This is a genomic window from Streptomyces sp. NPDC004752 (assembly GCF_053601275.1).
In genome coordinates, this window is the sequence record NZ_JBSGBN010000241.1 from 1 (window position 1) to 5,933 (window position 5,933).

The following is a 5,933-nucleotide window of genomic DNA, read 5'->3' on the forward strand; positions in this document are numbered from 1 at the left end:
GAACCGGCCGCGGGGCCGCACGCCGACGCCCCCGAGAGGTCCCGGCCGGCACCCCCGCCCCCGGGCGTGTGCGCCCTGGGAAGACAGTACGGCGGCTGGCGCCCGGACGCCCCGGAGTCCCGCATCTGCGACCAGACGTACGGCCGTTGACCCCGGCAGCCGCCGTCGGCCGTTGATCCCGGCGGTCGCTGCCTAGGAGGAGTACCGGGGCGACGGACCCCATGGCTCGTCGTCGGGTGGGGCCGGGTCCCCGAGCCGTAGGGCCAGTCGGCTGATCGCCGCCCGCATCCCGTCGCCGTAGCTGTCGTCGGCGAGTGACACGGCCGCGCCGCGAGCCCTGCGCAGATGGCTGCGGGCCGCCTCGGTGCGGCCCAGCTTCACATAGTCGGTGGCGAGGTTGAGGTGCAGCGACGGGTAGAAGCCGCGGACCGCGCCCGGGTCGCCGTCCGGCCGGTCGTGGGCCGCCTCCTGTGCCGCCGACAACGCCCGCAGGTCCCAGGCCAGTTCGTCCGAGGGATCGTCCTGCGTGTCGGCCAGGTAGTGCGCCAGCGTGCAACGGTGCAGCGGGTCCCCGTCCTGCCCGATCTCCGTCCACAGGACGAGCAGGCGGCGCCGGGCCTCCTCGCGGTCCCCGCCGTGGTGCAGCATCACGACCTGTCCGATCCGGGTCAGCACGCCGTCCGGCGCGGCCTGCTCCTGTCGCTCCACCACGGCGCCTCCTGAGTCTCGTGGCCGCACGCACCGGAACCGCCCGCCGGATGCCGCGCTCCCCGTCGTCCCACCCCCGACGCTAACCGGGGGCACCGGCGATCCCGGTCAGGCGCCCCCGTACGGCACCGGCGTGCCTCGGCGCGCGGTCAGCCGAGGTTCGGGATCGTCCAGTCGACCGGCTGGTGCCCCTGCCGGGCGATCGCCTCGTCGATCTGCGTGAACGGCCGGGAGCCGAAGAACTTCTTCGCGGACAGCGGCGAGGGGTGCGCGCCCTTGACCACCACATGGCGGGTCTCGTCGATCAGCGGGAGCTTCTTCTGCGCGTAGTTGCCCCACAGGACGAAGACGGCCGGGTCGGGCCGCTCGGCCACCGCGCGGATCACCGCGTCGGTGAACTTCTCCCAGCCCTTGCCCTTGTGCGAGTTCGCCTCACCGGCGCGCACCGTGAGGACCGCGTTGAGCAGCAGGACGCCCTGCTCGGCCCATGGCATCAGATAGCCGTTGTCCGGGATCGGCGTGCCCAGCTCCTCCTTCATCTCCTTGTAGATGTTCCGCAGGGAGGGCGGGGTCTTCACGCCGGGGCGGACCGAGAAGCACAGGCCGTGGCCCTGGCCCTCGCCGTGGTACGGGTCCTGGCCGAGGACGAGCACCTTGACCTTCTCGTACGGCGTCGCCTCCAGCGCGGCGAAGACCTCCTCGCGCGGCGGGTAGACGGGACCCTTCGCCCGCTCCTCCTCGACGAACTCGGTCAGCTCCTTGAAGTAGGTCTGCTGCAGTTCGTCGCCCAGAACCCCGCGCCAGGACTCGGGCAGCATGGCGATGTCGGTCACGTCAACGTCCTTATGGTGTGCGGTCACTTGCAGGTCTCCGAACCTACAGGCGCCCACTGACAATCGGTGCCGCGACCGCCGTGACCAGCCGGTCCTGCACCAGCCGGTCCTGCGGTGCGGCTCCCACATCATCATGACCGTCGACAGGTCACGGCGGCAGCAGACAGGGCTCTGATCGGCTCGTTCACGACGACGTCGGCATCGCGCCGCGGGCCCGCCGCGCGTGGGCGAGGGCGCCGCGTGGGCGAGAGCGCCGTTCCCGGCAAGGAAGCGACGCCCTCGTGTGCCCGATCAGCACCTGTGCGGCGGTCAGCCGACGCCCGCATTGAGGAAGATGCCGCCGTCCACGACGAGGGTCTGCCCGGTGATCCAGTCGGACTGCTCGGAGGTGAGGAACGCCACCGCTCCCCCGATGTCGGAGGGCACGCCGAGCCGGCCGAGCGGGTAGGCGGCGGCGACCTCCGCCTCCCGGCCCTCGTACAGGGCCTTGGCGAACCCGGTCTTGACGACGGCCGGGGCGATGGCGTTGACCCGCACTCGGGGCGCGAACTCGTGCGCCAGCTGCTGGGTGAGGTTGATCATCGCGGCCTTGCTGACGCCGTAGGCCCCTATGAACGGGGAGGGCGCGAGACCGGCCACCGAGGCGATGTTGACGATCGCTCCACCGTTGTCCTGCTGCCAGGCGTACCAGGTCTTCTGGGCGAGGCCGAGCGCCGAGATCACGTTGGTCTCGAACACCTTGCGCGCGACGTCGAGGTCGAGGTCGGCCATCGGTCCGAACACCGGGTTGGTGCCGGCGTTGTTGACCAGGAAGTCGACGCGGCCGAAGGCATCCATGGTGCGCTCCACGGCCTCGGCCTGGTGGGCCAGGTCGTGGGCCTTGCCCGCGACGGCGACGACCCGGTCGGAACCGAGCCTCTCGACGGCCTCCTTGAGGGCGTCCTCGCCCCGGCCGGTGATGCAGACACGGTCGCCGCGCGCGACCAGCGCCTCGGCGACGCCGTAGCCGATGCCCCGGCTGGCGCCCGTGACGAGGGCGACCTTGCCGGACGGCTCCGGGAGTTCAGTCATGTCCGTGTTCCTCAGCGTTCCTCATGGTCCCTAGTCGAGCGGTCCGCCGGCCACGTACAGCACCTGGCCGGAGACGAAGCCGGCCGCCTCGCCGGTGAAGAAGGCGATGGCGTTGGCGATGTCCTCGGGTTCGCCGACCCGCTGCACCGGGATCTCGGCGGCGGCGGCCGCCTTGAACTCCTCGAAGCCCATCTTGACGCGCTCGGCGGTGGCCTTGGTCATCTCGGTGGCGATGAAGCCGGGGGCGACGGCGTTGGTGGTGACGCCGAACCTGCCGAGTTCGATGGCGAGGGTCTTGGTGAAGCCCTGCAGGCCGGCCTTGGCGGCCGAGTAGTTGACCTGGCCGCGGTTGCCCAGCGCCGAGGACGAGGAGAGGTTGACGATCCGGCCCCAGCCCGCGGCCACCATGTGCCTCTGGACGGCCCTGGTCATCAGGAACGAGCCGCGCAGATGCACGTTCATGACGGTGTCCCAGTCGGCCGCCGTCATCTTGAACAGCAGGTTGTCGCGGAGCACTCCGGCGTTGTTGACGAGGATCGTCGGGGCGCCGAGTTCCTCGGCGACACGCGCGACGGCGGCCTCGACCTGCGCCTCGTCCGAGACGTCGGCACCGACCGCGACGGCCCTGCCGCCGGCGGCGGTGATCTTCTCCACGGTGTCCTTGCAGGCGGCCTCGTCGAGGTCGATCACCGCGACCGCGCGGCCCTCGGCGGCCAGCCGTACGGCGGTGGCGGCGCCGATGCCGCGCGCACCTCCGGTGACCACGGCGACCCGCTGCTCAGTGGTGGACATTGCTGGTTCTCCTCGCCCTAGAGACATCCTGGTCGGCAGAGCCGGTCGGCGGCTCCCACGGTTCGCCCGCCCCGACGATGAGCGACCGCTTAGTACCCTTGGTGGACGTGACGCTAGAAGCCCTGGCACCCGGTGTCAACGGCACACCCGGCGCATGTGATCCATTACCTCACCAGGAGGTCCAGCAATCGCTCCGCCTCGGCCGCCGGATCCGTGGTGAGCCCGGTGTGCACGGGACCGGGCTGCACGACCGTCGAGCGGGGCGCGATCAGCCAGCGGAAGCGCCGCCCGGCGTCGTCCCCGGCCGCCTGCCCGGCCGCCTCGCCGCCGGCACACACCCCTTCGATCGCACGGAGCGCCGCCCGTACGCCGTCCGTGTCCGCGGCCGGGTCGAGTGCCAGCAGCCTGGCCTCGTCCAGGTGGATGCGGGCACCCACATAGGCCCGGGCCCGGCAGTACACGACGACGCCCGCGTTGATGCACTCACCGCGCTCGACGCGGGGCACGACCCGCAGCACGGCGTACTCGAAGATGTCACGGCCGCCGCCCTGGCCCGGCCTGATGATGTGCCGCTCGGTCACGTGGCCCCCTCGATGCCGGTGATGCGCTGGTGGATGACGGCGGCCCGGGCGAGGAGTGGCCGTGCGTAGGCGCGCCGGAGGTCGTCCGGCCGGTCGAAGCCGGGCTCGTCGGCGAGCCAGGTGTCGGGGATCTCGGCGGTCACCTCGGCGAGCAGGTCCGCGGTGACCAGGGGGGCCAACTCGGCGGCGGCCGCCTCGACGTCCGGCGCGAACCGGGCCAGGGCATGGTCCGAGGCATCGTACGGGCGGGCGGCGGAGGACTCGGCGCCCGGCCAGTTGTGGTGCCAGATCAGGGTGGCGCCGTGGTCGATGAGCCACAGGTCGCCGCGGTGCATCAGCAGGTTGGGGTTGCGCCAGGAGCGGTCGACGTTGTTCACCAGCGCGTCGAACCAGACGATCCGGCCGGCCTCCTCGGGGTCCACCACGAAGGCCAGTGGGTCGAAGCCGAGCGCACCGGAGAGGAAGCCCATCCCGAGGTTGGTGCCGCCGCTGGATCTGAGGAGTTCCTGCACCTCCCGATCGGGCTCGCCGAGCCCCAGCACCGGGTCGAGCGCGATCGTCACGAGCGGGGGCACCCGAAGGCCCAGCCGGCGCGCCAGTTCCCCGCAGACGACCTCGGCCACCAGGGTCTTGCGACCCTGTCCCGCCCCGGTGAACTTCATGACGTATGTATGGAGGTCGTCACCCTCGACGAGCCCCGGCAGCGAACCGCCCTCACGCAGCGGCGTGATGTAGCGGGTTGCGGTCACCTCAGACAGCATTTCCCCAGGTTACACGGCATCTTGACCTTCCAATCGGCGAACAGCCCTCGAACGCCTGCCCCCCAGGAAACCGGTCACGATCAGCCCTGGGGAGAATCTGGGGAGTTTCCGCCCGCATCCCGATCTCCCCGCTTCCCGAGCAGCCCGTCGATGGCAGTGCGCCCCCTCCTGCCGGCCTCGGGCATGAAGTGAGCGTAGTAATCGAGCGTGATGCTCGGTGACGAGCGCCCGAGCCACCGTGCCAACGTGACGACGGACTCTCCCGCCTCCAGCATGATCGAGGCACAGGTGTGCCGCAGCACATGGAAGCCGTCCCTCGGTGCGGCCGCCCGCTGCCACTCCTTTGCTCCCTGTGACGGGGGGAATGACACCAGCCTTGGCCAACGCGGGCTTCCGGGTATAGGTGTTCCACGTGTTCACCGCAGTGGCATTGCCATACCGCGTGGTGAGCCGAAGAGGGTACTTCTTCGTCCATCTGTCCGTTCCCGGCTTCTCCCAGGGGAAGCTCGACTTCGACCGGCGGGAACCCTTCGACATGCCGATTCAAGTCCTCGGCCACCATCGAGGGCACATCGACGCTACGGGTCTTCGCCCCTTTCGGCAGGGCGAAGTACAGCTTCCCGTTGACCGCATGCACGTGGCGGCGGATATGGAGCACACCCCCGGCGTAGTCGATGTCCGCCGGACTCAGCCCGAACACCTCGCCCTGGCGAAGCCGCACCCCAGGCCGAGCGCAACGGCGATCCGGTTCCGAAAGCCGATCACGTCGCGGACTTCGAGCGCCGTCTCCAGCGGCCACGCCTCACGGCGCTCCCCCGGCGCCTTGGGCCACCTCACGGACTTCGCATGCATGGGATTTCTGACGAGCCGTCTGTCGTCAATGGCCCGCCTCCAGGATCCTGGACAGCTCGGACAAGATCCCACGCCGGTAGTCGACCGAGGAGACGGTGGCGCGCCGCATCACACAGCGGGCCGAACCAGTCAATGGCCCGCAGAATCGCCTGTTTGGCCAACCGGCGTTCTCGTGCTAAAAGGTCGACGCACACACGCCCACAGCATCGCGGGCTGAGATGCACAAGGAATGACAGCCATTGAGGTTTTCTCAACGGTGATCACTTCCAGATTCCGTTGAGGACGAGGGCGGCCCGGGCGATGTCGCCGATCCGACTGGGGCTGAGCGTGACGTA

Annotated in this window: 7 protein-coding genes; all 7 read right to left on the reverse strand. The window is 70.3% G+C overall.

Annotated elements, in window-relative coordinates; translation table 11 throughout:
- Nucleotides 1–192 precede the first annotated feature (192 nt).
- Nucleotides 193–711 (reverse strand): hypothetical protein, encoded by a 519-nt coding sequence (locus tag ACWEKM_RS45440; RefSeq protein ID WP_451627178.1) that lies wholly within the window; start codon nucleotides 709–711, stop codon nucleotides 193–195.
- Between the two features lie 146 nt (nucleotides 712–857).
- Nucleotides 858–1,541: a uracil-DNA glycosylase gene (locus ACWEKM_RS45445; RefSeq protein ID WP_451627179.1), complete on the reverse strand. Its 684-nt coding sequence runs from the start codon at nucleotides 1,539–1,541 to the stop codon at nucleotides 858–860.
- Nucleotides 1,542–1,850: 309 nt separating this feature from the next.
- Nucleotides 1,851–2,612, reverse strand: a complete 762-nt coding sequence (locus tag ACWEKM_RS45450; RefSeq protein ID WP_451627180.1) for an SDR family oxidoreductase — start codon at nucleotides 2,610–2,612, stop codon at nucleotides 1,851–1,853.
- Between the two features lie 30 nt (nucleotides 2,613–2,642).
- On the reverse strand, nucleotides 2,643–3,404 hold the full coding sequence (gene fabG / locus ACWEKM_RS45455) for a 3-oxoacyl-ACP reductase FabG (protein WP_451627181.1): 762 nt from the start codon (nucleotides 3,402–3,404) through the stop codon (nucleotides 2,643–2,645).
- A gap of 164 nt (nucleotides 3,405–3,568) precedes the next feature.
- Nucleotides 3,569–3,985, reverse strand: a complete 417-nt coding sequence (locus tag ACWEKM_RS45460; protein WP_451627182.1) for a DUF3037 domain-containing protein — start codon at nucleotides 3,983–3,985, stop codon at nucleotides 3,569–3,571.
- Nucleotides 3,982–4,746 (reverse strand): HipA family kinase, encoded by a 765-nt coding sequence (locus ACWEKM_RS45465; RefSeq protein ID WP_451627183.1) that lies wholly within the window; start codon nucleotides 4,744–4,746, stop codon nucleotides 3,982–3,984. The genes ACWEKM_RS45460 and ACWEKM_RS45465 overlap by 4 nt, the downstream gene beginning before the upstream one ends.
- An 80-nt stretch (nucleotides 4,747–4,826) precedes the next feature.
- Complete coding sequence (locus ACWEKM_RS45470) at nucleotides 4,827–5,021, reverse strand: integrase (RefSeq protein ID WP_451627184.1); 195 nt, start codon at nucleotides 5,019–5,021, stop codon at nucleotides 4,827–4,829.
- Nucleotides 5,022–5,933: the final 912 nt, after the last annotated feature.

What these genes read in the sequence shown, in the direction of transcription:
- ACWEKM_RS45450 (WP_451627180.1), bottom strand. Translation starts at nt 2,612, where the DNA reads ATGACTGAACTCCCGGAGCCGTCCGGCAAGGTCGCCCTCGTCACGGGC.
- fabG (WP_451627181.1), bottom strand. Translation starts at nt 3,404, where the DNA reads ATGTCCACCACTGAGCAGCGGGTCGCCGTGGTCACCGGAGGTGCGCGC.
- ACWEKM_RS45465 (WP_451627183.1), bottom strand. Translation starts at nt 4,746, where the DNA reads ATGCTGTCTGAGGTGACCGCAACCCGCTACATCACGCCGCTGCGTGAG.
- ACWEKM_RS45470 (WP_451627184.1), bottom strand. Translation starts at nt 5,021, where the DNA reads ATGCTGGAGGCGGGAGAGTCCGTCGTCACGTTGGCACGGTGGCTCGGG.